The sequence below is a fragment of the Bartonella queenslandensis genome (genome assembly GCF_018155095.1).
Taxonomy (GTDB): domain Bacteria; phylum Pseudomonadota; class Alphaproteobacteria; order Rhizobiales; family Rhizobiaceae; genus Bartonella; species Bartonella queenslandensis_B.
Genome location: NZ_NAAI01000011.1, coordinates 22,690 through 43,998 on the forward strand (window position 1 = coordinate 22,690; position 21,309 = coordinate 43,998).

Annotated in this window: 22 protein-coding genes and 1 tRNA gene; 16 read left to right on the plus strand and 7 right to left on the minus strand. The window is 38.4% G+C overall.

Translation table 11 applies throughout. The features are described 5' to 3' along the window. Positions 1–13: 13 nt before the first annotated feature. From B5V81_RS07250 to B5V81_RS07260, 3 genes are all read right to left on the minus strand, one after another. Positions 14–823, minus strand: a complete 810-nt coding sequence (locus B5V81_RS07250; RefSeq protein ID WP_212112873.1) for a TIGR02186 family protein — start codon at positions 821–823, stop codon at positions 14–16. 2 nt (positions 824–825) lie between these two features. Beyond that, positions 826–1,752, minus strand: coding sequence for a sulfite exporter TauE/SafE family protein (locus B5V81_RS07255; protein ID WP_212112874.1), 927 nt, complete (start codon positions 1,750–1,752; stop codon positions 826–828). A 177-nt stretch (positions 1,753–1,929) separates the two neighbouring features. Continuing rightward, positions 1,930–2,832, minus strand: a complete 903-nt coding sequence (locus B5V81_RS07260; RefSeq protein WP_212112875.1) for a hypothetical protein — start codon at positions 2,830–2,832, stop codon at positions 1,930–1,932. A 533-nt stretch (positions 2,833–3,365) separates the two neighbouring features. Between B5V81_RS07260 and B5V81_RS07265 the strand changes: the two genes are divergently transcribed. The 8 genes from B5V81_RS07265 to B5V81_RS07300 all read left to right on the plus strand — a co-directional run bounded on the left by B5V81_RS07265 (position 3,366) and on the right by B5V81_RS07300 (position 9,689). Then, on the plus strand, positions 3,366–4,112 hold the full coding sequence (locus B5V81_RS07265) for an electron transfer flavoprotein subunit beta/FixA family protein (protein WP_212112876.1): 747 nt from the start codon (positions 3,366–3,368) through the stop codon (positions 4,110–4,112). Between the two features lie 47 nt (positions 4,113–4,159). After that, entirely contained in the window at positions 4,160–5,080 is a 921-nt protein-coding gene (locus tag B5V81_RS07270) for an electron transfer flavoprotein subunit alpha/FixB family protein (RefSeq protein ID WP_212112877.1), read from the plus strand. Between the two features lie 3 nt (positions 5,081–5,083). After that, a complete protein-coding gene (locus B5V81_RS07275; protein ID WP_212112878.1) occupies positions 5,084–5,257 on the plus strand; it encodes a hypothetical protein in 174 nt (57 codons plus the stop codon). A gap of 3 nt (positions 5,258–5,260) precedes the next feature. Beyond that, the gene (locus B5V81_RS07280; protein WP_212112879.1) at positions 5,261–6,922 is read left to right on the plus strand and encodes an electron transfer flavoprotein-ubiquinone oxidoreductase; all 1,662 of its coding nucleotides are present in this window, start codon (positions 5,261–5,263) and stop codon (positions 6,920–6,922) included. Positions 6,923–7,217: 295 nt separating this feature from the next. Then, positions 7,218–8,120, plus strand: coding sequence for a 16S rRNA (cytidine(1402)-2'-O)-methyltransferase (gene rsmI / locus B5V81_RS07285; protein ID WP_212112880.1), 903 nt, complete (start codon positions 7,218–7,220; stop codon positions 8,118–8,120). A 4-nt stretch (positions 8,121–8,124) separates the two neighbouring features. Then, positions 8,125–8,493, plus strand: a complete 369-nt coding sequence (locus B5V81_RS07290; RefSeq protein WP_212112900.1) for a YraN family protein — start codon at positions 8,125–8,127, stop codon at positions 8,491–8,493. Between the two features lie 103 nt (positions 8,494–8,596). Further along, positions 8,597–8,842, plus strand: coding sequence for a hypothetical protein (locus B5V81_RS07295; protein ID WP_039759601.1), 246 nt, complete (start codon positions 8,597–8,599; stop codon positions 8,840–8,842). A 55-nt stretch (positions 8,843–8,897) separates the two neighbouring features. Next, positions 8,898–9,689: a pyrroline-5-carboxylate reductase gene (locus B5V81_RS07300; protein WP_212112881.1), complete on the plus strand. Its 792-nt coding sequence runs from the start codon at positions 8,898–8,900 to the stop codon at positions 9,687–9,689. A gap of 842 nt (positions 9,690–10,531) precedes the next feature. Here B5V81_RS07300 and B5V81_RS07305 read toward each other — a convergent pair. Further along, complete coding sequence (locus B5V81_RS07305) at positions 10,532–11,593, minus strand: Mrp/NBP35 family ATP-binding protein (protein ID WP_212112882.1); 1,062 nt, start codon at positions 11,591–11,593, stop codon at positions 10,532–10,534. 588 nt (positions 11,594–12,181) lie between these two features. Here B5V81_RS07305 and rpmH point away from each other — a divergent pair. The 8 genes from rpmH to B5V81_RS07345 all read left to right on the plus strand — a co-directional run bounded on the left by rpmH (position 12,182) and on the right by B5V81_RS07345 (position 18,920). Beyond that, a complete protein-coding gene (gene rpmH / locus B5V81_RS07310) occupies positions 12,182–12,316 on the plus strand; it encodes a 50S ribosomal protein L34 (RefSeq protein WP_005864709.1) in 135 nt (44 codons plus the stop codon). 102 nt (positions 12,317–12,418) lie between these two features. Then, entirely contained in the window at positions 12,419–12,811 is a 393-nt protein-coding gene (gene rnpA / locus B5V81_RS07315) for a ribonuclease P protein component (protein WP_212112883.1), read from the plus strand. Then, positions 12,801–14,645, plus strand: a complete 1,845-nt coding sequence (gene yidC, locus B5V81_RS07320) for a membrane protein insertase YidC (RefSeq protein WP_212112884.1) — start codon at positions 12,801–12,803, stop codon at positions 14,643–14,645. Before rnpA ends, yidC begins: the two co-directional genes overlap by 11 nt. Further along, on the plus strand, positions 14,642–15,286 hold the full coding sequence (gene yihA / locus B5V81_RS07325; protein ID WP_212112885.1) for a ribosome biogenesis GTP-binding protein YihA/YsxC: 645 nt from the start codon (positions 14,642–14,644) through the stop codon (positions 15,284–15,286). The genes yidC and yihA overlap by 4 nt, the downstream gene beginning before the upstream one ends. 139 nt (positions 15,287–15,425) lie before the next feature. Continuing rightward, positions 15,426–16,118, plus strand: a complete 693-nt coding sequence (locus B5V81_RS07330) for a glutathione S-transferase family protein (RefSeq protein WP_212112886.1) — start codon at positions 15,426–15,428, stop codon at positions 16,116–16,118. Positions 16,119–17,263: 1,145 nt separating this feature from the next. Then, entirely contained in the window at positions 17,264–18,076 is an 813-nt protein-coding gene (dapB, locus tag B5V81_RS07335) for a 4-hydroxy-tetrahydrodipicolinate reductase (RefSeq protein WP_212112887.1), read from the plus strand. Between the two features lie 23 nt (positions 18,077–18,099). Next, on the plus strand, positions 18,100–18,720 hold the full coding sequence (locus B5V81_RS07340) for a 2,3-bisphosphoglycerate-dependent phosphoglycerate mutase (RefSeq protein ID WP_212112888.1): 621 nt from the start codon (positions 18,100–18,102) through the stop codon (positions 18,718–18,720). A gap of 115 nt (positions 18,721–18,835) precedes the next feature. Beyond that, positions 18,836–18,920, plus strand: a tRNA-Leu gene (locus B5V81_RS07345). 798 nt (positions 18,921–19,718) lie between these two features. On the opposite strand, the gene B5V81_RS07350 is transcribed toward B5V81_RS07345, so the two are convergent. The 3 genes from B5V81_RS07350 to B5V81_RS07360 all read right to left on the minus strand — a co-directional run bounded on the left by B5V81_RS07350 (position 19,719) and on the right by B5V81_RS07360 (position 21,200). After that, positions 19,719–19,910 (minus strand): hypothetical protein, encoded by a 192-nt coding sequence (locus B5V81_RS07350; protein WP_212112889.1) that lies wholly within the window; start codon positions 19,908–19,910, stop codon positions 19,719–19,721. A gap of 306 nt (positions 19,911–20,216) precedes the next feature. Next, entirely contained in the window at positions 20,217–20,360 is a 144-nt protein-coding gene (locus B5V81_RS07355; RefSeq protein WP_212112890.1) for a hypothetical protein, read from the minus strand. Positions 20,361–20,609: 249 nt separating this feature from the next. Beyond that, positions 20,610–21,200 (minus strand): hypothetical protein, encoded by a 591-nt coding sequence (locus B5V81_RS07360; protein ID WP_212112891.1) that lies wholly within the window; start codon positions 21,198–21,200, stop codon positions 20,610–20,612. Positions 21,201–21,309: the final 109 nt, after the last annotated feature.

Consider the following 21,309-nt stretch of genomic DNA (forward strand, 5'->3'; position numbering starts at 1 on the left):
TATTTTTCTTGCGCTAATCTTTTCGAAAAATAAAACGACATAAAAACCCTGTGGTAACAGCAATAATCACCGCAACAATACCATATAGAAAACGATATTTATGTGCTGCGTAAAAGATTGTATAAGCGATATGTGCTTTAACAATTTCAAGAGTCGTTGTTGCACTATCGATAAACTGCCCATCACGAAAAAGATAAGCACGGACCTTATAGTGTCCAACAGGAATATTGGCCGGTAAACGAAAATGTGCTGTGAAAAGTTTATCAGAACCAAAACGAACACCGCCTACTTCTTCATAATAAAGACTTTTAGCTTTTTGCAGTTTTATAAGTTCATCATGAAAGATTTGTATTTTTTTCTGATCTTTCTCATCCGTCTGCAATGGCAAATAGAGTAATCCTAATCCCAAACGTTTATAATCCTCAATGCAGGTAATATCATCGATTTCACGCGTTGTAACCATAGAGTAAAAAAGAGGGACATTTTTAAAAATAAGGGAATCTGTATTAACCCATACACCAGCATTGCGTTTTTTTTCCCGCATGACCATTGTCCGGTTTTGTCCTTCCAAACTTACAACAACATCATAACGGTTCTGTCGAGAATATAATGGATCAACATTTTCCAAGACACCAGCAATATAAAGATCACGACCAGCAAAATTTGTATCCACGGTAATGATATTCGTTGTGACGATAATTTGGACAGTTTCGTGATCAACTTGATCAATGAATGTTTCTGTCGTCCCAACATGCGACCATGTAGAAAAAGAAATAAAATAAAAGCACCCTGCAATGAGGCATAAAGAAAATAATCTACCCATTTTTATCTCATAAGAATATCCAGAGAGAAAAGATTATCAGGGCGTACAAATAATTGAAAAGCAAGGCGCATACACACAATCAACACCAAACATGCAAGTGCCATACGCAATTGTTCAGCCTTTAACTTCCGTCCCGCTCGTGTTCCATATTGTGCGCCAATACTTCCTCCAAGCATTAACAAAAAAGCCAAGACAATATCAACAGACTGATGAGTCATACTTTGCAAAACTGTCGTGAAAGAAGACACAAATGTAATCTGAAAAAGTGAAGTCCCTATCACGACATTGGTTGGAACACGCAGCAGATAAATCAATGCGGGAATCATAAAGAATCCCCCCCCAATTCCCATAATAGAAGACAACAACCCCACAATGAGACCAATTCCTAACACTGGAATAATGCTGACATAGATCATAGATGCTCGGAAACGCATTTTTAACGGTAAGCGATGAATCCAGTTATGTTTATGTCGACCTGCAAGACGAACATGAGCTTTTTCTACCTTACGCTTGCGCATCATATCATACCAACTTTCAACAATCATCAAGCTTCCTATACTTCCCAGAAGAATCACATAAAGAAGCGAAATCATTAAGTCCAATTGGCCTAACTTTTTAAAAACAGAAAAAATCTGAATCCCGATTAACGAACCAGCCCCTCCTCCAATCGCCAAAAGAATACCAAGTTTAATATCAAGGGTACGTCGTCTAAAATGTGTAATCGCCCCCGTTACGGATGATGCAATCATCTGATTAGCACCTGTTCCAACAGCAATAGCAGGAGGAATATTATAAAAAATCAATAAAGGCGTGATGAGAAAACCACCACCAATGCCGAAAAGACCTGAAAAAAAACCAGCAACGACTCCCATACCAATCAAGATCAGCATATTGAGTGACATTTCAGCAATTGGTAAATAAATACTCACTGACAGAACCTTTAAGATAATTTGAGGCTTTTAAAACAATTGGAGAGCCTTTCTCCAACTATCCCCTTTTCCAATAATCTCTGTTGCGTATTTAAAAGGATAATTTTAATTGCACAGTCCCCGCACAACGACGCATGGCAATACATTTCATATCTATTAACATCAACATCATAAAAATTAAAAAAAACGAGCTCCTTTTAAAAAGCTATAAAAACATAACGTTATCGCGACCATAAATGCAACGGTTAAAAAATAAAGAAGACTTTTTTTTACAAAATAAGATAAAAATGAGACATGTCCCCGAGACTGCGCCTTTAAGGCAGGAAAAAAATCATCCTCAATGCCATGATGAGATATTGGGGAATGGTTAGATGTTGGTTTCCCCATCGCCTTTTCTTCTATCACTGTACGCTCCACGGCCTCTTCAGTCTTTTTTAAAGAAGATTTCAAAGCATCACTTGGCAAAAATGCATCCTTAGGCAAAAGTGTATCCTTACTATCCTTAGGCAAAAGTGTATCACTGGGCAAAGAGCTTTTATTTTCTCGCTGCAACGCATTTTCAACATTTGTTTGGAGCGGCATTATACTGTTTTGTCCTGAAAAATTTTGCACCTTTTGAAGGAATAAGCGTTCTTGATTTTCCTCACATTCCATATGAGCAAGTTTTTGCACAACGGAATCAGATAATTTTGGATGAGGTATCCGTCGTGCTGCCGCTGCTTCTTCTTTTAAGCTTCTTTTTTCACTCTGTAAATTTTGAACAAGTGATTTAATCTGCTCTAAAGACTCAAAAAGCCTTTTTTCTCTTTGACGACGGATATAATATTCAGCCAAAATAGCGCGACTAATATCATCCAAATAAGATTTAAAATGCTCTTCGACAGAATCCTGCTGATTCAAAGGACGAGGCAAACGCTTCATTTTCATTTGAGCATAAACAGTGCGTAATTTTTGAGCAATGTCTGACATTGTTACTTCCACAGGCGTCTCCATTCTCTCCTTTTGCTCAATAAAAGGAGAAAATTGATCACCCCGAACCTGATTGGTTGCCTGGTCGATCGTATGACCCTTCGTATTCACAAACGCCTACCCCTCATTAACCTTTTTGAAAAGAATCGTAAGAAATGATAAGAAAGTGTACTCTATTTTAGTAAATAGAGCTTTAAGAACGCCCAAAAACTTTTTTGTTAGAAATATTTTTCCCCAATCTTCATCTAAAATGTTTTTATATTCATTCCAGATATTTGAAAGAAAGATCTTTAATTTTTCTACCCTCAAGATTTGTAAGAGTACAATTATTCCCCGATTTTTATTTTTCACTTATTTTTCATTGCATAAAATCCCTATAGCCCCATCATAAACAGAGCATATAAAATGAAAAAAGGATATTATCGCAAGACAGTGTGATTTTTTTACTTTTTATTCAAGCAAATAAGGCAATTATGGCGATACAAAAAAATGAAGATTGAAAATAACGACAAGAAAGTACAAGTAAACATAAAAAAGCTTATATACAAGAAAACACAAGTTATAAATGAGAATCCATCCTAAACAATTTGGTTTCTTATGATTATTGCTATAAACTTGTGATCGTACAAACAAAGAGGATCATCATGAAGATAATTGTCGCTGTCAAACGTGTTGTTGATTATAACATCAAGATACGCGTCAAACCCGATAGCACAGGTGTTGATCTGTCTCACGTAAAAATGTCTATGAATCCTTTTGATGAAATAGCCGTTGAGGAAGCAATTCGCCAGAAAGAATCTGGTAAAATTTCAGAAGTTGTTCTTGTTTCGATTGGACCAGAAGCCGCCCAAGAAACTTTACGAACAGGACTTGCAATGGGGGCTGATCGCGCACTTCTTGTCACAACAGATCAAACGCTTGAACCCTTAAGCATCGCTAAAATTCTCAAAGCCATTGTTGATGAAGAAAAACCCGATATGGTCTTTTTAGGAAAACAAGCGATTGATGACGATAGCAACCAAACAGGACAGATGCTTGCGGCTCTTCTTGGTTGGGGACAGGCAACGTTTGCCTCACATCTTCATATAGAAAATGGGCATGCTACAGTTACCCGTGAAGTCGATAATGGAACACAAACCCTTCGCCTTCCTCTTCCCATGGTTATGACTGCCGATCTCCGGCTCAATGAACCGCGTTACACCTCTCTGCCCAATATCATGAAAGCAAAAAAGAAAAACATTGAACAAAAAGCGCTTGCTGATCTTGGTATTAATACAAAAGCACGCCTCACAATTTTAAGTGTTGAAGAGCCAAAACCCCGTCAATCTGGCATTAAAGTTTCTAATGTGGCAGAGCTTGTCAGTGCACTAAAACAAAAAAACTGCATTTAATATTCTCGAGAGTAAAAGCAATACGCATATAAAAGGGCAAAAAATTTATGGCAATTCTTTTATTGGCTGATCATAATACAGAAGAAACCGCAAAAGCACTCACGGCTGCGCGCGCACTCAGTAACGATATCGATATTTTAGTTTGCGGAGAAAAAATCGAAACAATAGCAGAACACAGTGCTAAACTTGATGGTGTGCGTCAAGTTCTTATTGCAAAAGCAGACTATTTAGCCCATCACCTCGCCGAACCTATCGCCGATACAATCATCACGTTAGCCAATGATTATGATGTGATCATGGCCCCATCCAGCAGCACTGGGAAAAATGTGATGCCGCGCGTAGCCGCTCTTCTTGATCTTATGCAAATTTCAGATATTACCGCCGTTCTTTCACCCGATACCTTTAAACGCCCCATTTATGCGGGTAATGCACTTGAAACTGTCCGCAGCAATGACCCCAAAAAAATTATAACCGTTCGCACCGCCTCTTTCACACCAACACCTTCCCGAAATAATTCAGCGCCCATCAAAACAATAACACCAGCTCTCAATCCTCATCTTTCTTCTTTCGTAAAAGCAGAAACCAACAAAAATGATCGTCCTGATCTTATCTCAGCACGTGTTATTATATCAGGCGGACGTGGTCTTGGTTCACAAGAACAATTTATGGCCCTTCTTCTTCCTCTTGCAAGCAAATTAAATGCGGCTTTAGGTGCGAGCCGCGCAGCAGTTGACGCAGGCTATGCGCCCAATGATTGGCAAATTGGACAAACAGGAAAAGTCGTTGCCCCTCAACTCTATATCGCCGTTGGCATTTCCGGTGCAATCCAACATTTAGCCGGTATAATGGACGCACAAATTATTGTTGCCATTAATAAAGATGAAGAAGCACCCATCATGCAAATTGCCGATTATGCCCTTGTCGGTGATCTCCACCAAATTATTCCAGAATTGGAGAAAGCTTTATAAGCGATGAAAGTACCTCTGCATCTTCAACACGAAAAGAAGAAATTTAACAAAATCTTTAACAAAGTCATTGTTAAAACAGAGCCAATACCAATAGAACTTTTCGCCATACAAATCGTTGTTTCACCTCTCGTGGGGAATCCACGTCAAACTGTTCCAGAATTGGAGAAAGCTTTATAAGCCATGAAAGCACCTCTGCATGATCAGCGTGAAAGTATGGAGTTTGACATCGTCATTGTCGGGGCGGGTCCCGCAGGGCTTTCTGCTGCCATTCGTCTCAAACAAATTAATCCTGAACTTTCTGTCACAATTGTTGAAAAAGGGACCGAAGTGGGGGCTCATATTCTTTCTGGTGCCGTTGTTGACCCTATCGGTATCGATACACTCTTACCAGAATGGAGAAACGACAACGACCATCCCTTCACAACCCCTGTTACCCGTGACCAGTTTTTTTTTCTAAAGCCTCAAAAAGCGACGCTATTGCCCAATATTTTACATCCCAAAATTTTATCCAATGACGGCTGTTATATCGTTTCACTTGGGAGCGTTTGCCGCTGGCTAAGCAAAAAAGCCGAAGCGCTAGGTGTTGAAATTTATCCCGGTTTTGCCGCAACAGAACCCATCCAGAATGAGAACGGAGCCATCATTGGTGTTCTCACCAGTGATATGGGACTTAACAAAGATGGAACTCCTGGAAAAAATTATGTGCCTGGTATGGCGTTATTGGCAAAATATACTCTGATTGCGGAAGGAGCACGCGGCTCAATCGCACAGCAACTGATACAAACTTTCAACCTCAGCAAAAATCGTGATCCCCAAAAATTTGGTCTTGGTCTCAAAGAACTCTGGGAAATTGAACCGCAAAAACACCAACGCGGTTTAGTGCAACATTTCACCGGTTGGCCCTTAGACAATTATACCGGTGGAGGCGGTTTTCTCTATCATCAAGAAAACAATGTCATTTCTGTCGGTTTTGTTGTGCACTTAGATTACAAAAATCCTTATCTTTCTCCCTTTGAAGAGTTTCAACGTTTTAAAACACATCCAAAACTCTATGAAATCTTCAAAGGAGCAAAGCGTCTTTCCTATGGCGCACGTGTTATCAGTGAAGGAGGGTGGCAATCTGTACCAAAACTCACCTTTCCTGGTGGCGCGCTTATTGGCTGTTCTGCTGGCTTTGTCAATGTTCCTCGTATCAAAGGATCACACAATGCCATCTTATCTGGCATCTTAGCCGCCGATAAAATTACTGCCGCTCTTGTGCAAGGTCGTGCCCATGATGAAGTCAAAGAAATCGAAGAACAATGGCGAAAAGGACCCATTGGCACAGATCTTTATAAAGTGCGAAATGCCAAACCACTTTGGGCAAAATATGGGACAAAATATGGAATTAAACTAGCCGGTTTTGATATATGGTGGCAACAATTGTTCGGATTTTCCTTATTTAAAACACTCTCCCATGGCAAGGAAGATTATGCCTGTCTTGAACCAGCAGAAAAATTTCAACCTATTTCTTACCCAAAACCCGATGGGGTTGTAACCTTTGATCGCCTTACAAGTGTTGCCCTTTCCAATACGCAGCATGAAGAAAATCAACCTTGTCATTTAAAAATAGCCTCGTTAGAAAAACAAAAAGACTCCGAATATGCAATCTATGGAGGACCTTCCACACGCTACTGCCCTGCCGCTGTCTACGAATGGCTAGAGTATAATGATCATCTGACTTATACGATCAACGCTTCAAATTGCATACATTGTAAAACGTGCGACATTAAAGATCCAAACCAAAACATCACTTGGATCTGTCCGCAAGGCAGCGAGGGGCCCTTCTATCCCAATATGTAAGGCTTCCCCTCATCACTGTTTGTTCTCCCAAAATTGGAATATATAAAACACCATGGATAAAAATATTTCCCTCAGATCAGAAATCTATCAATCACCTTCATACGGAAGCTCTTTCACGATATAAAAAGTTATCCAATTGTGAAGTGACCAACGATTTAAGCAAGCAAGCCTGAGTAAATAAGCCGTTGTAATGATAAAAATGTCCTGATAAAAATTAAGCAAAAATAGCCTATGAGTATGGATAAAATCTTGATAAGATCTTTAGATAAGGGGTGTTTGATGAAGAGAAAAAGGCATGTGTGAGAATGCATATTTTATAGGTGCGCATGCTTATTCAGCCCCCGTCATAGAGCCAGGGCTTTATCTTGTGGCAACACCGATCGGAAATCTTGCAGATATTACACTTCGTGCTTTGCAAGTGCTGGCAGGCGTTGATATTTTAGCGTGTGAGGATACACGGGTAACACGTGTTTTATTAGATCGTTACGGTATTCGAAAAAAAACTTTTCTCTATCATGAATATAATGCGCAAAAAGCAGGTCCGAAGCTCTTAGCGGCTTTGGCGGAAAACAAAACGGTAGCGCTTGTTTCAGATGCGGGAACCCCTCTTATTTCTGACCCTGGATTTCGACTAGTCGAAGAAGCCCGTAAGGAAGGTCATAAAATTGTTCCGATCCCCGGAGCATCAGCTCTTTTAGCAGCTCTGATACCAACAGGGCTTCCTACGGACAGCTTTTTCTTTGCAGGTTTTTTGAGTGCACGCAAGGCACAGCGTCAAAAACGATTAGAACAATTAAAAGAGATTCCAGCAACTTTGATTTTTTATGAATCACCACATCGTCTTGTTGAAACTTTACAGGATATGGTTACTCTTTTTTCGGCAAACCGACCTGCCGCAATTTGTCGTGAATTAACAAAAAAATTTGAAACCGTAGACGTTTCCAATTTGGGAAGTTTGTTGGAAAGTTATAGAAAACAGACACAGATTCGAGGGGAAATCGTTGTGCTTGTAGGAGAATCATCATCTTCTTCTTTATATGCCATGAGTGATCAAGAAGTTGATGAAATGTTATTAGAATGCGCACGGACATATTCCGCTGCTCAAGCAGCAGCTTTGGTTGCAAAAAAGACCGGTTTGAAAAAGCAAAAACTTTTCCAGCGGTTGATTTTTCTAAAAAATGTGGAAAAGAATGCATAAGACAATACAAAAAAAACGAAGACAAAAGTCTTTTTATCGAGGCGTTCGTGCAGAAAAATTGGCCGCTTGGTGGTTACGTTTCAAAGGGTTTCATATTGCTGAAATGCGTTTTAAAACAAAGTGTGGGGAAATTGATCTCATTGCACGGCGTGGAAATTTAGTGTTAATCGTTGAAGTTAAAGCACGTTCAACGTTGGCTGAAGCAATGGAAGCGGTTTCCCGAATAAATGAAAGACGAATTGAGGCAGCAGCCGATATTTGGCTCGCACGGCAAAAAGATTATGAACTTTTATCCGTACGATTTGATTTGATTGCAATTTTACCTTGGCGTTGGCCACAGCATATCCCTGCATTTTTTACCTCTGATCGATAAGAGGAAGCACCCATTTTAACCATTCTCAAGAAAAAACGTTTCGTTTTTATATGCATATGCGTTAAAAAGTCTATAACCGTTTAAGCGCTATAAGGAGCAAAATATGGATGATTATGAAAAATTTGCAACAGGTTTGCTCATTGTTTTTGGAGCGCTGATTATTGGTGGTTTAATGGCAATGCATATTGTACTGATGAATAAACCAGGTTTTTTATTTGCATTAGCCGCAGCGATTGTTGGTTGGTTTTCTGCTTTTGCCGTTCTGTTTGACAAACCAAAAATCTATTTGGGCTTGATTATTCTTGCTATTTTATGTGTTGCTTCCTCAATTAGCGCTTATGTTAGTTAAAACATCTAAGGTGTTGATTGAGATTCCTTTTAAAAAATAAAACTGAGGAATAGAAATGAAACTTGGCTTTTTGGGAACAGGCACAATCAGTGCTTCGATGGTGAATGGCATCATGACAAGCGCCTTTAATGTTTCTTCTATTATTGTTTCACCGCGTAATGCACAAACAGCAGAACATCTTTCACGCACTTATGATAAAGTTATAATTGCTGAAAATAATCAAGCGTTGCTTGATGTGAGTGATTGTGTTTTTCTTTGCCTGCCCAACCAAATTGCAGAAGGCATTTTGCGTTCTCTTCATTTTCGTCCAGAACAGCTGGTTATTTCCGTTCTTGCCATGGCAAAAGCAGCAGAAGTAGAAGCGTGGATCAACCATAAAGTTTATCGTGCTGTTCCATTACCTTTTGTCGCAGAATGCAAAAATTTGACCCCCATTTATCCCGATCATCCCTTTTTACGAACTTTATTTGATGCATTGGGGGGCACATTGGTGCTCGATAAGGAAGAACAGTTTAATCTTTTTATGACGGCGGGTTCTCTTATGGGCGTATATTTTAATTTTATCGAAACAGCCCATCAATGGTTTATAACACAAGGATTAAATAAACAGCAATCAGCAGAGTTTCTTACCATGATGTTTGGAAATCTTACGGATGAAATGCGTAAAATTATAGCAATGGATCATTCTACCTCTCTTAATTTTGCACTGCTTGAAAAAGAGTTTTCAACAAAGGGGGGAACAAATGAATTTTTGTCAAATTATTTTTCTCATCAAGGGGGAAGATGTGCTTTAACAACAGCTCTTGAGGCGACTTTACAAAAAATGAACGCTTCTAAAAAGACTTAAGCAACATTTTTTCTCATCTCAAGTAAGAGAGAATGATGGATCTATTGATTGAGCTCTTTATCAATATAGATTGATAATTGTCTGCTATAGATCTTTTAAAAGGAGGATAAACGGGCTTTTTAAATGCCTATCTCTTCAATTTGACATGAATAGAAATAAATCTTTCGATGAATCCTCAAGCTATTTTCATAGCACAAAATCATTTATAGGAAGATAATTTATCCTTTAATATTTGAAATAAGAATACTGACAAAATTTTTTCCCATTTTACATTCTCTTGTCACGAAATAAAAAATGTTTGTTTATCTATTAAAAAAGGAAACAACATTGAGATAAAATCGTTCAAAAAGAGCGTAAATAGACTGGCCAACTTTATGCAAAAAGAGAGAAAACTTTGAGAAAGCAAAGAGCATAATGAATACGGCTTATCTCTTTTTATTTAAGGAGAAATACTATGAAATCTATACACTTCATAGGCGTTTTTAGGTTGTATCCTTCACAGGTACTCTCGTGAAATGGATGAACCCCATTGAAAACTGTTCTCTTTTAAAACAAGCACTTGCATAATAAACATAAATGTATTCTTGAAATTTTTTTTGTTGTGTAAAAAGCATATACTCATAAAAACCGCGAAAAATAAAAACATGAAAGAATGCATCATCTCCATTTTTTTAAAGAGCTTTCTTTCAATGCTTTTGAACGTAGAAAAACCGAATGAAAAGATGGTGATAGAAAATTATTTTCTCCGGATTAGAATTCATATTCCCCTTCTAAAAAAGCAACTATTTTTAATATCTTTTATAAGTGTGTTTTAGCAAGAGCTCTCTTAAACAAACATACATTTAAAAGAGTTTATTTTTTATTTGATCAACAATTGTACGGTACAATTGAGCGTGCTCGCCATCAGGCTGAGAAACAAAAATGGGGTTCCCCTCATCTGAAGAACATCGTAAAGCTGCATCAAGCGGTATTTCTGCTAAGAAGGGGACCTCTCGACGTTCTGCTTCTTCCCGCGCACCACCATGACCAAAAATATCGTAGCGTTTTCCTGTATCAGGAGCAATGAAATAACTCATATTCTCAATCAGTCCTAAAATCGGAACATTGACTTTCATGAACATTTCTATCGCTTTCCGTGCATCAACTAAAGCAAGATCCTGAGGTGTAGAAACAACCAACGCGCCCGTTAATTGTACCTGTTGCGCAAGTGTTAATTGTGCATCCCCTGTACCCGGCGGCATATCCACGACTAAAACATCCAAAGGTCGCCATACAACATCTCGTAACAATTGCGTTACAGCAGCCATAACCATAGGACCACGCCATACCACCGGCTTTTCTTCTTCAACCAAAAATCCCATCGACATCAATTTAAGGTTGAATTTTTCAAGAGGCTGAATCTTTTTTCCGCCCATAAGTTGTGGTTTTTGGTTAACGAGTCCTGTCAAACGTGGCAAAGATGGACCATAAATATCTGCATCCATCAGCCCTGTTTTGAAACCAGCATCTTGTAAAGCTAAGGCAATATTGATCGCCATCGTCGATTTTCCCACCCCTCCTTTTCCAGAAGCAACAGCAATGACGTGCCTCACACCTTCTATAGGCATTTTCACAGGCAAGAGATGTGCTCTGCGTTGAGGCACTCCCCTTGTTGTTTTTTCTGCTGTAAGCGTGACAACAACAGATTCCACTCCCTCTAAAGCGCACACCAGCTCTTCAGCAGAACGACGCAATGATTCCCATTCTTGCACACGTCCATCGGGAACTGTAATGGAAAAGAAAACCTTACCATGAGCGATTAATATTTCTGAAAGAAGCCCCAACGATACAATATCGCTTTCAAGATCTGGTCCTTTGATTTGACGTAACACGTTGCGGACAATCTCACTTGTGATAGGATCCACGCTCTTTCCTCTCTATAAAACACCAACAAATACAAGCATAAAAACGAAAAATACGGACAGGTTCCTCACCTAAAATTTTTGACTTTACTTAAGGATTATAAAGTATAAATATGACTTATATTTTATCTCTTTAAAAATACGAAACCACCCTTAAATAAAGAAATTTAAGCATAAAATCTGCTATAAAAGCTTATCAAGCGCGTTTGTGCAACAAGCACTGAATATTCTGATCAGGGTTTTGTAAAAAACAAAACTGAGAAAAGCTCTTAATATCAAAGCATTTTTTAAATTGAGCATACGCTAATCCATCATGCTTTCTTTGAATTCTTTAAAGCCCTAGTCATTTATTTTCTCTAGACTCAATGGTCTTTTTCTGACATTTTTAAAGTATCATAAAAAAAGTGTCACAAACAGGTATAAGGTTCTTGATATTTTTTCAAGCAAGAGAAAGCCAAACTAAGATTGACTTTTTTTATATTTTTTCTTATGGGTTAGCAGTCGTCTGATAGGATAGAATTGTTCATCTCGCGCATCATTGCTCATAAAACGAAGATTTAAGAAGGGCCGCACTCCGCGGTATTTAAATAAATGAAACGTACTTACCAACCCTCTAAACTTGTCCGTAAACGCCGCCATGGGTTTCGTGCCCGTATGGCCACAGCTGGAGGACGTAAAGTTATTGCTGCAAGACGTGCTCGTGGACGTAAGCGGCTCTCTGCTTAACTATTTAAATTTTCACATCAGCATTTCCTCGTTGTGAAACTTTTGTTATGAACCTCTGATGCCTCATTGCAGGACTTTAATGAAATTGCGAAACGTTCTTTTATGAAGAAAAAACATCCCTGCCGCATTCGCAAAAGAGCAGATTTTTTGGCTGTCCGTACAGGAGAAAAACGACGGGGTCCTTTGTTTTTACTCGAAGTTAAATCTCGTGAACAAACAACAGAAAGGAAATCTTCTCTTGTTGCGCGTGTAGGCTTTACTGTCACCCGTAAAAACGGTAATGCTGTGAAACGTAATCGTATCAAAAGGCGCTTGCGTGAAGCCGTAAGGGTTGGTGTCATAAACCATATGGAAGCAGGAACAGACTATGTCATTGTAGCGTATCGTGATGCGTTACATGCGCCTTTCACATCTTTGATTAGTGAATTAAATCGGCGAATAAAACCAAAAACAAAACATCAGCAACGACAACAAGGGTGTACGAATGGAATATAACCGCAATTTCTTTATCGCTATTGGCTTATCTTTCCTAGTGCTCGTCGCATGGCAGTTCCTTCATGTTGCTCCCAAACAAGCAAAGTTACAAAAACAACAAATCATCGCACAGCAACAGCAATTGTCAAAACAACAATCAGCCCTTTCTACTACTACAGCGGATTTTTCTGACGATCCCTCAGCCCATCAAGCGGCATCGATCATCGAACAGCCAATGACTCCTGAAATCCGCAAAGCTGTATTAGCCAAAACAGAGCGTGTCGCAATCAAAACCGATGAACTGGAAGGCTCTATCAATCTTGTTGGTGCACAATTTGATGATCTTCACCTTAAGAGATATCGTGTAACAGTCGATAAAAAATCACCGGAAATTGATTTGCTCAATCCTAAAGGATTCAAAACGACCTACCTTGCTGAATTCGGTTTTACAAGTGCATCTTTGCCAGCAAAAGCCTTGCCACAACCTGATACACAATGGCAAATAGAGGGAAATAATACAACCCTTACCCCTTCAACACCCATCACTTTGATTTATAATAATGGACAGGGGCAAATCTTCCGCCGTACCCTTTCTGTTGATGATCATTACATGTTTACCATTGAAGATTCTATCAGCAATGAAAGTGATCAACCAATATATCTCTCATCCTATGCCCGCGTTGCCCGTGCAGCACCACCAGAACATACCAATGCAACCTATTTGCTTCATGAGGGAATGATTGGTATTGCAGGAGATTCGCTCAAAACTGAAAAATATAAGACCTTAGCAGAGCTTGATCCAAATCCTGATAATGGACAAAAGAGCATGACTTTTTCCAAAGTGACAGGAGGCTGGATTGGTATTACCGATAAATATTGGGCTGTAGCGGTTATTCCGCAACAAGATAAAGAATATACAAGCCGTTTTATTTATTTTGATCGTTTACAAACGCATTATCAATCTGACTTGCTCGGATCGCCTTTAACGATTGCCCCCAATGAAACAAAAAGCGTTACAAATCGTCTTTTTGCTGGCGCCAAACAAGTTGAAATCATTAATCACTATCAAAACGACCTAAAAATCAACAAGTTTGCTCTTTTAATTGATTGGGGGTGGTTTGATTTCATCACAAAACCGATGTTTGCCCTCATTGACATTCTTTATAAGCAAACAGGAAATTTTGGTGTCGCCATCCTTCTTGTTACAGTGCTCTTAAAAACACTTCTTTTCCCTCTCGCCAATAAGTCTTATAAATCTATGGCGCGCATGAAGCTGTTACAACCACGGTTGCTAGAAATAAAAGAAAAATATCCCGATGACAAAAACAAACAACAACAAGCAATCATAGAACTGTATAAAACCGAGAAAATTAATCCCCTTGCCGGCTGTTGGCCAATGTTGGTTCAATTTCCAATATTCTTTGCTCTTTATAAAGTTCTCTATATTACCATTGAAATGCGCCATGCACCTTTCTTTGGCTGGATTCAAGATTTAGCTGCTCCCGACCCAACGTCTCTTTTCAACTTATTTGGTCTCTTGCCCTATGCAACGCCAGCATTTCTTATGATTGGTGCATGGCCTTTGATTATGGGGATAACGATGTTTTTACAAATGCGTATGAATCCTGCTCCTCAAGACCAAACTCAAGCGATGATCTTTGCATGGATGCCTGTCGTCTTTACTTTTATGCTTGCCTCTTTCCCTGTTGGTCTTGTCATCTATTGGGCATGGAACAATATATTGTCAATCATTCAGCAAGGTATCATGATGAAGCGCCAAGGAGCCAAAATTGAGCTTTTTGATAATTTGAAAGCCATGTGGAGAAAATCACCCAAAAAAGAAGCGCAAGAATGACAAAAGATTCTTCCCTTTCTGAAATTTTTTCTCGCAATTGGGTTTTTATTCGTGGTGTTCCTGCAATACGCTTTCTTCCCCCTGAAGGACCAGCAGAAATCGCATTTGCGGGACGTTCCAATGTTGGAAAATCATCTTTAATCAACGCACTTGTCCAGCAAAAAGGTTTAGCACGGACCTCAAATACACCAGGACGGACTCAAGAGCTTAATTATTTTGTCCCCGATGGTTTCAGTGGACAAAGAGAAGATCTTCCCCCTTTCGCAGTCGTCGATATGCCTGGTTATGGTTTTGCTGCTGCTCCGAAAAATCTGGTTGATGCTTGGACAAATTTGATTTTTAGCTATTTACGAGGACGCTCAACACTAAAACGTGTATATCTGTTGATTGATTCACGGCATGGAATTAAAAATAATGATGAAGATGTTCTTGCACTCCTTGATAAAGCAGCCGTTTCTTACCAAATTGTTTTGACAAAAAGTGATAAAATCAAATCAAATGCCTTGGAAAAATTAATGATGACAACCCAAACAAAACTTCTCAAACACCCAGCAGCTTATCCTGAGATTCTCGCAACCTCTTCAGAAAAAGCGTACGGTTTGGAAGAATTACGTGCTGCCATTTTGCAAACCATTGCATAAGAGAACACATTCATATTATTAACAATTTATTAAGCATAATTGCCAACCGCTGCTAATGATCTTGTACTTCTAGTCAAGCATCTTTATAAAAAAGATGGCTTGAAGGAATTTTTATCAACTCTATTTGATAGTGTAAATTATGCTGACACTTTTTCACTCTCCCCTATCCACTGCTTCGCGCTTCGTACGCCTTATTCTTGGGGAATATGGTATAGCCACGCAACTGATTGAAGAATATGAATGGGCTAGAAGACATGAATTTCTCGCTCTCAATCCTGCCGGTCATGTTCCTGTTTTTCTTGATGAACACGAAGTTCCCCTATCAGGTCCCTTCGTTATCTGCGAATATTTAGATGAAACCCATGGAAGTTTACGACAAGAAAATAAACTCTTTCCGGAAAATCCTTTAAATCGTGCGGAAGTACGCCGCCTCAATGACTGGTTTTTAAATAAATTTGAAAATGAAGCAACACGCCATATTGTCCGAGAGCGAATCCATAAACGTGAAATGCCCCTCGCCATTGGCGGTGGAGCGCCCAATTCACAAATTTTACGCAATGCACGAGCCAATATTCCCCCCCATATGAACTATCTCAATTGGCTGTGTGCCTCTCGCGATAGCTTGGTGGGGTCTACCTTATCCTATGCTGATCTAGCAGCCGCTGCTGCTGTTTCCGTACTTGATTTTCTAGGGGAAATTGACTGGGAACAGTCCCCGGCAGCTAAAGATTGGTATATGCGGATTAAATCACGTCCTTCTTTTCGTTCTCTTTTAGCAGATCGTGTCCGCGGCATTGTTGCAAGTGCTCACTACGCTGATCTTGATTTCTAGCTTCCTCTTATAAACAAAAATAAGAACCCATTATATCTCTTATTTCATTTAAATATCTCTTATTTCAAGCCTCTTATAATGCACCCCAAAAATCTTTTTTTTTGCCGTATTACAAAAAAGATCAGTATAGAGATAAAGACATTTAACAAAGGGTTTTAAAGCCTCTCTTTCGATACAAGAGCTGTAGCACTATCGGAAAGCTAGGCAAATAAAATAATCATACTTAACGCATATTATTCTCCATACTTCCCGATATATGAAAAAACGCATTTAATAGCATACATAACTATGTACTCTTAATAGGAAAACGCTCTATCATGCGTTTTTACAAGATAACAATTTTTTCAACGAGCTTCCCTAAAAGATAGAAAATCCAACCAACGCTCGTGTGTCAACAATTCAACTTTTCAGGCATCTTCCTGTTTCTTCTCCTTTTATTTGTTTTCATAGATAACAAATTGATTCAAAATGTTAAATTTTTAAATTGAATCATGAAATTCAAATACTTTTCACGCATGATCCTCCTCACTTGAATCAATTAAAATCTTTTTCTTCCGACATCATGCACGGTATTGGTGTGTGAAAAAATTGGATAAGAAAAGAATAAAATACCTATGAATCATTTCAAGTATCAGGGTTTGCAAAGACTGGCAAAGCGATGATAGTGCCAATTTGCGCTTTTATAAAGCGTAGCGGTACAAAATAGATTTTATATTATTCATTGGAAACTTTCTCGTTATACTCTTCAGGTGTACCATCATAAAACGAACTTAAGAGCATTGAGGCATCGTTTTTTCAGATGAGTGCGTGAATTGGCAACATACCTGTATTTTGTTTGAAGTGTTCTATTTTACATAAGGAACATGCCCCTATCAAAGAACGCAAGAAATAAAAACACCAAGCAATACGCAATCTCCATTAGGTTTTGCAAGCAAGCCTCGCCCTATTCATCGCACACTTTAACAAAAAACATCTCTCTATAAATTTATAAATCTTATATCGCTTACCCTCAACGATAGAATTTTACAGTACAAAAGGATAAATGACAGGAGGAAATTTTGTTCTATAAAGAAAAAGAACGGTTGGAAAAAGGGCAAGAATTTGCCTATACTACGAGGCAGTAAAGTTATTATAAGGAGATAAAAATGCGCCTTACAGTTGTCGGAGCAAATGGAAAAATGGGGCGTGAACTCATTACAGCAATCCGGCAAAGGAAAGATGTAGAGCTTTGCGCTGTTCTTGTCCGCAAAGGCTCGTCTTTTGTAGGAAAAGATGCCAGTGCATTAATTGGCTCAGATTCTCTTGGAATTGGTATCACTGATGATCCTGAAAATGCCTTTTCAAACACAGAAGGTATTTTAGATTTTTCACAACCCCAAGCCAGTATTCTTTATGCGGATTATGCTGCTCAAAAAGGTCTTGTTCATATTATTGGCACCACAGGATTTAGCAAAACAGAAGAAGAAACAATCGCGAATTTTGCTAAATATACAACAATTGTCAAATCCGGCAATATGAGTCTTGGAATAAATCTTTTAGCCAACCTAGTAAAGAAAGCTGCTAAAACGTTAGAAACCGATGATTTTGATATCGAAATTTATGAAATGCATCACGCTAATAAAGTTGATGCCCCTTCTGGAACCGCTCTTCTTCTTGGGCAAGCAGCTGCTGAGGGTCGCAATGTTATGTTGCAAGATGTGCATGCTAACGAACGCAATGGCTATACAGGTAAACGCAAAAAAGGCACCATTGGCTTTTCCTGTTCACGGGGTGGAACGGTTGTTGGCGAACATAGTGTCATTTTTGCCGGCTCCCATGAGCGCATTGTTCTTTCACATATAGCGCAAGAACGCTCCATCTTTGCCAATGGCGCGTTAAAAGCAGCTTTGTGGGCAAAAAACCATGAAAATGGTCTTTATTCAATGTTTGATGTCTTGGGATTAAACGATCAATTTTAAACAATCAATAGAGGCAATTCATCATGGGACGCATACTTGTACTCATCCGTCACGGACAAAGCGAATGGAATCTCAAAAATCTTTTTACGGGTTGGAAAGACCCTGACTTAACAGAAAAAGGGCATGCAGAAGCGATAGTAGCAGGAAAAAAACTGAAAGAATCTGGTTTAGAATTTGATATCGCTTATACATCTGCCTTACAGCGTGCCCAAAAAACGGCTCAGCACATTTTAGAGCAAATGGGACAATCAAATTTAGAAGTGATCAAAACCCCCGCATTGAATGAACGTAATTATGGTGATCTTTCTGGTTTAAATAAAGATGAAGTACGCCAACAATGGGGGCAAGAGCAAGTACAAATATGGCGCCGTTCCTATACAATTGCGCCGCCTAATGGAGAAAGCCTACGTGATACCGGTGCACGCATTTGGCCTTATTATCTTTACCATATCCAGCCTCATATTTTGCGCTCTCAAACTGTTTTGATCGCAGCGCATGGAAACTCTCTTCGTGCTCTGATCATGGCGCTTGAAGGTCTAAACGGCGAAGAAATTGTATCTCAAGAATTAGCGACCGGCATTCCTATTATTTATACCTTTAATCCCGATTCAACCATTTACTCAAAAACAATCATCACCCCTTAAACTTTCAAAACCATGACGCTCCCTTCAAGTTTAATCCAATCATTTTAAACAGAGAAAATAAATTCTATAATTTTAATTGACAGAATTGCTTCACACGCTTAGATGATTTTTATAAGCCCAGATGGCGGAATTGGTAGACGCGCAGGTTTCAGGTACCTGTGCCGCAAGGCGTGGAGGTTCGAGTCCTCTTCCGGGCACCATTCAATTTTGTACCAATAGTAACTTATTGGTTTTCTAAGTGTTTTTTGAAGTGAGGGCTTCCAGAATAAAAATTGGGAAATAGGATTTTCTAACATATCTCTTACTTCTTATGAATCGAGATTTCTTTTCGAGATATTTTTTTGCCATCCTTAATGCCCAAAGGGGCGCCCCTTTTAAAAATAAAAATCTAAAAAATCTCTTTCATGACAAGTATTCAATCTCAAAATAGGCTGAGCCGTGGATATTGAAAAAACCTCTCTTTAAAATCCTAAGGAAAAATTTAACTTCCCCACAAAACCTGTCAAATCAAGACAGAAGTCTCTCGATCATAAAGTCTAATGATCATTACCTCACTCCTCCAACAAAGAAACAATCCTTAAATGTACTTATGTATCATAGTTGACCACCAATATCATGATCTATGAGAGAAAAAATTTTACGCTCTGTTATTTATAATTCAATAAAACACCCTAACCCACTAAACTTCAAATCCAATCAAATTGGAAAATCAGCCCAAAATGGTGAACCATAAAAGTTAAAAGAAAATGGATTATACAGATTATAAAGAACAAGAAAAATTCCCTTCTCTGCAATTACTTGTCAAAAAAAACAGAAATATAGCGTGTACAATTATCCGTTATGAGAAAAAATTTTTTAATCACACATCTAAGTTCTGTTTTTTGAGCCTTCTTTTCTTGTTTTATCTAAAACATGAAACGGTATATTCAATTATCAGGATTACACATCTCCATGATTTAAAACGAGTTCCATAAAAAATTCAAAGCATTGTGCCGCTTTTATTGTTCTTTCTCCAATAACCCCTCGATTGCCGCATCTTGTTCTTTAATCACTTTTTCTAATTCTGCAACGACCTTTTTATACAATTTCGAACGCTTAGCAAAAGAATAATAAAGCGTAATAATCGCTATATTGAAAACACAACCAATAATGGTCTTTATAAAAACAAACAATATCATAAGAGCCGTCATTTTTCTCTCTATTTTTGTGCTGCAAGAGCTTTATCTCGCTGCTGAAGAGTGTCCTCTAATTGCTGAAATGTTTTTTTCAATTTCTTCGTCAATCGTATGTGTAAAATTAAAATAATCGGGAGTGCCATAAAACAACAGACCAAAATAAATAAGCTCAAAACACATATAAAAGTGAGAATATCAGACTCTCTGACCCCATCCAATATTTGGATAATGGCCTCATCAAATATCTGGGTAATAACCTCATCCAACGTCTGGATAACAGAGTCCACTGCCAAACTGATAACAAACATACAGAGGATTATTTTAATAGTCCTTCGATGAAAGTGCCATAGCTTCTTTAAACGCTAAAACTTTAGATTCTCTGTCAAATGCCGAAGAGACTCCACAAATCTTATTATTTGGGTTTTGAAGTGGCTCATGCAATGGTTGTGTTTCTTGTTTTGTCATATTGTGATCTCATTCTTTTCCTTCATTTTCGGAACCTTTTTTTCGTGCTTCTCCATATCTTTTCCATCTCTCTCTTTCCGCTCTTTCACAGTTTCTGTTACACAAAAAACAAAGAGTTCCTATAATAACCGTAACGGATATGATGAGTACTATTGCAAATCCCACCGTTCATTCCTTTTTCAATGAAATCGTTGTTCATCATCGCATGCATTCTTGCTCATTTGCATCAATGAACAACTTTCTGTTTCCTTATCGAGATATTTTCTTCAAATTTTGAAGCCTGTTGTTTAAACGATTAACTTCGTGATTGAGCCTTTCAAGTTCTTTATTGAGTCCATCAACATGTCCATGATGTTTAGAAATTACTTCTAAAATATGTAATGACTGAGACTGATCCTTAAGTTTATTGATTTTGTCTAACTCTCGAAAAGCTTCTGTTCTTTTCTTAACATGTTCAAATAGGGTAAAAAACACCCCGATCCGCTCAAAAATTGCAGCATTTCGCTTTTGAGTTATCTCATGCTTATAAGTAATTTGTTTATTGTTTGGCATATTCTTTAGCAATGTCAAATAGAGTTCCTGCTGTTCAAGAGCTATTCTCTTCAAATCCTCTACTGCAACCCCTAATAACTTCATTGTATCGTTCCATCCCCGCTCCGCATTTTCTTTTTCAAATTTTTCTGAATCTAACATCTGAACAGCATCATCCCGTTCCTTAACCACTTTGGAGCAGAATAATTTATCGACCCCGCTATAGCTATATGAGGCGGACACAAGATAGGCGTGCAAAAATATGATAAGCAATAAGCCTTCTCTCAACAGAATTTTTTTTGTAAACATTTTTCTATTTTCTCGTACAAAATATCTTAAAAATAAATACCTAAATCCTCATCAAAAGACTCGGATTAAAATTTATTCAATCTATTGAGAATAATCTACAATAAAAATG

Excerpts from the sequence above, each read along its gene's own strand:
- B5V81_RS07265 (WP_212112876.1), top strand. The coding sequence starts at position 3,366 with ATGAAGATAATTGTCGCTGTCAAACGTGTTGTTGATTATAACATCAAG.
- B5V81_RS07300 (WP_212112881.1), top strand. The coding sequence starts at position 8,898 with ATGAAACTTGGCTTTTTGGGAACAGGCACAATCAGTGCTTCGATGGTG.
- B5V81_RS07250 (WP_212112873.1), bottom strand. The coding sequence starts at position 823 with ATGGGTAGATTATTTTCTTTATGCCTCATTGCAGGGTGCTTTTATTTT.
- yihA (WP_212112885.1), top strand. The coding sequence starts at position 14,642 with ATGACAAAAGATTCTTCCCTTTCTGAAATTTTTTCTCGCAATTGGGTT.
- rsmI (WP_212112880.1), top strand. The coding sequence starts at position 7,218 with ATGTGTGAGAATGCATATTTTATAGGTGCGCATGCTTATTCAGCCCCC.
- B5V81_RS07275 (WP_212112878.1), top strand. The coding sequence starts at position 5,084 with ATGAAAGTACCTCTGCATCTTCAACACGAAAAGAAGAAATTTAACAAA.
- rpmH (WP_005864709.1), top strand. The coding sequence starts at position 12,182 with ATGAAACGTACTTACCAACCCTCTAAACTTGTCCGTAAACGCCGCCAT.
- B5V81_RS07270 (WP_212112877.1), top strand. The coding sequence starts at position 4,160 with ATGGCAATTCTTTTATTGGCTGATCATAATACAGAAGAAACCGCAAAA.
- B5V81_RS07280 (WP_212112879.1), top strand. The coding sequence starts at position 5,261 with ATGAAAGCACCTCTGCATGATCAGCGTGAAAGTATGGAGTTTGACATC.
- B5V81_RS07330 (WP_212112886.1), top strand. The coding sequence starts at position 15,426 with ATGCTGACACTTTTTCACTCTCCCCTATCCACTGCTTCGCGCTTCGTA.
- dapB (WP_212112887.1), top strand. The coding sequence starts at position 17,264 with ATGCGCCTTACAGTTGTCGGAGCAAATGGAAAAATGGGGCGTGAACTC.
- B5V81_RS07295 (WP_039759601.1), top strand. The coding sequence starts at position 8,597 with ATGGATGATTATGAAAAATTTGCAACAGGTTTGCTCATTGTTTTTGGA.
- B5V81_RS07360 (WP_212112891.1), bottom strand. The coding sequence starts at position 21,200 with ATGTTTACAAAAAAAATTCTGTTGAGAGAAGGCTTATTGCTTATCATA.
- rnpA (WP_212112883.1), top strand. The coding sequence starts at position 12,419 with ATGAAGAAAAAACATCCCTGCCGCATTCGCAAAAGAGCAGATTTTTTG.
- B5V81_RS07355 (WP_212112890.1), bottom strand. The coding sequence starts at position 20,360 with ATGACAAAACAAGAAACACAACCATTGCATGAGCCACTTCAAAACCCA.
- yidC (WP_212112884.1), top strand. The coding sequence starts at position 12,801 with ATGGAATATAACCGCAATTTCTTTATCGCTATTGGCTTATCTTTCCTA.
- B5V81_RS07350 (WP_212112889.1), bottom strand. The coding sequence starts at position 19,910 with ATGACGGCTCTTATGATATTGTTTGTTTTTATAAAGACCATTATTGGT.
- B5V81_RS07340 (WP_212112888.1), top strand. The coding sequence starts at position 18,100 with ATGGGACGCATACTTGTACTCATCCGTCACGGACAAAGCGAATGGAAT.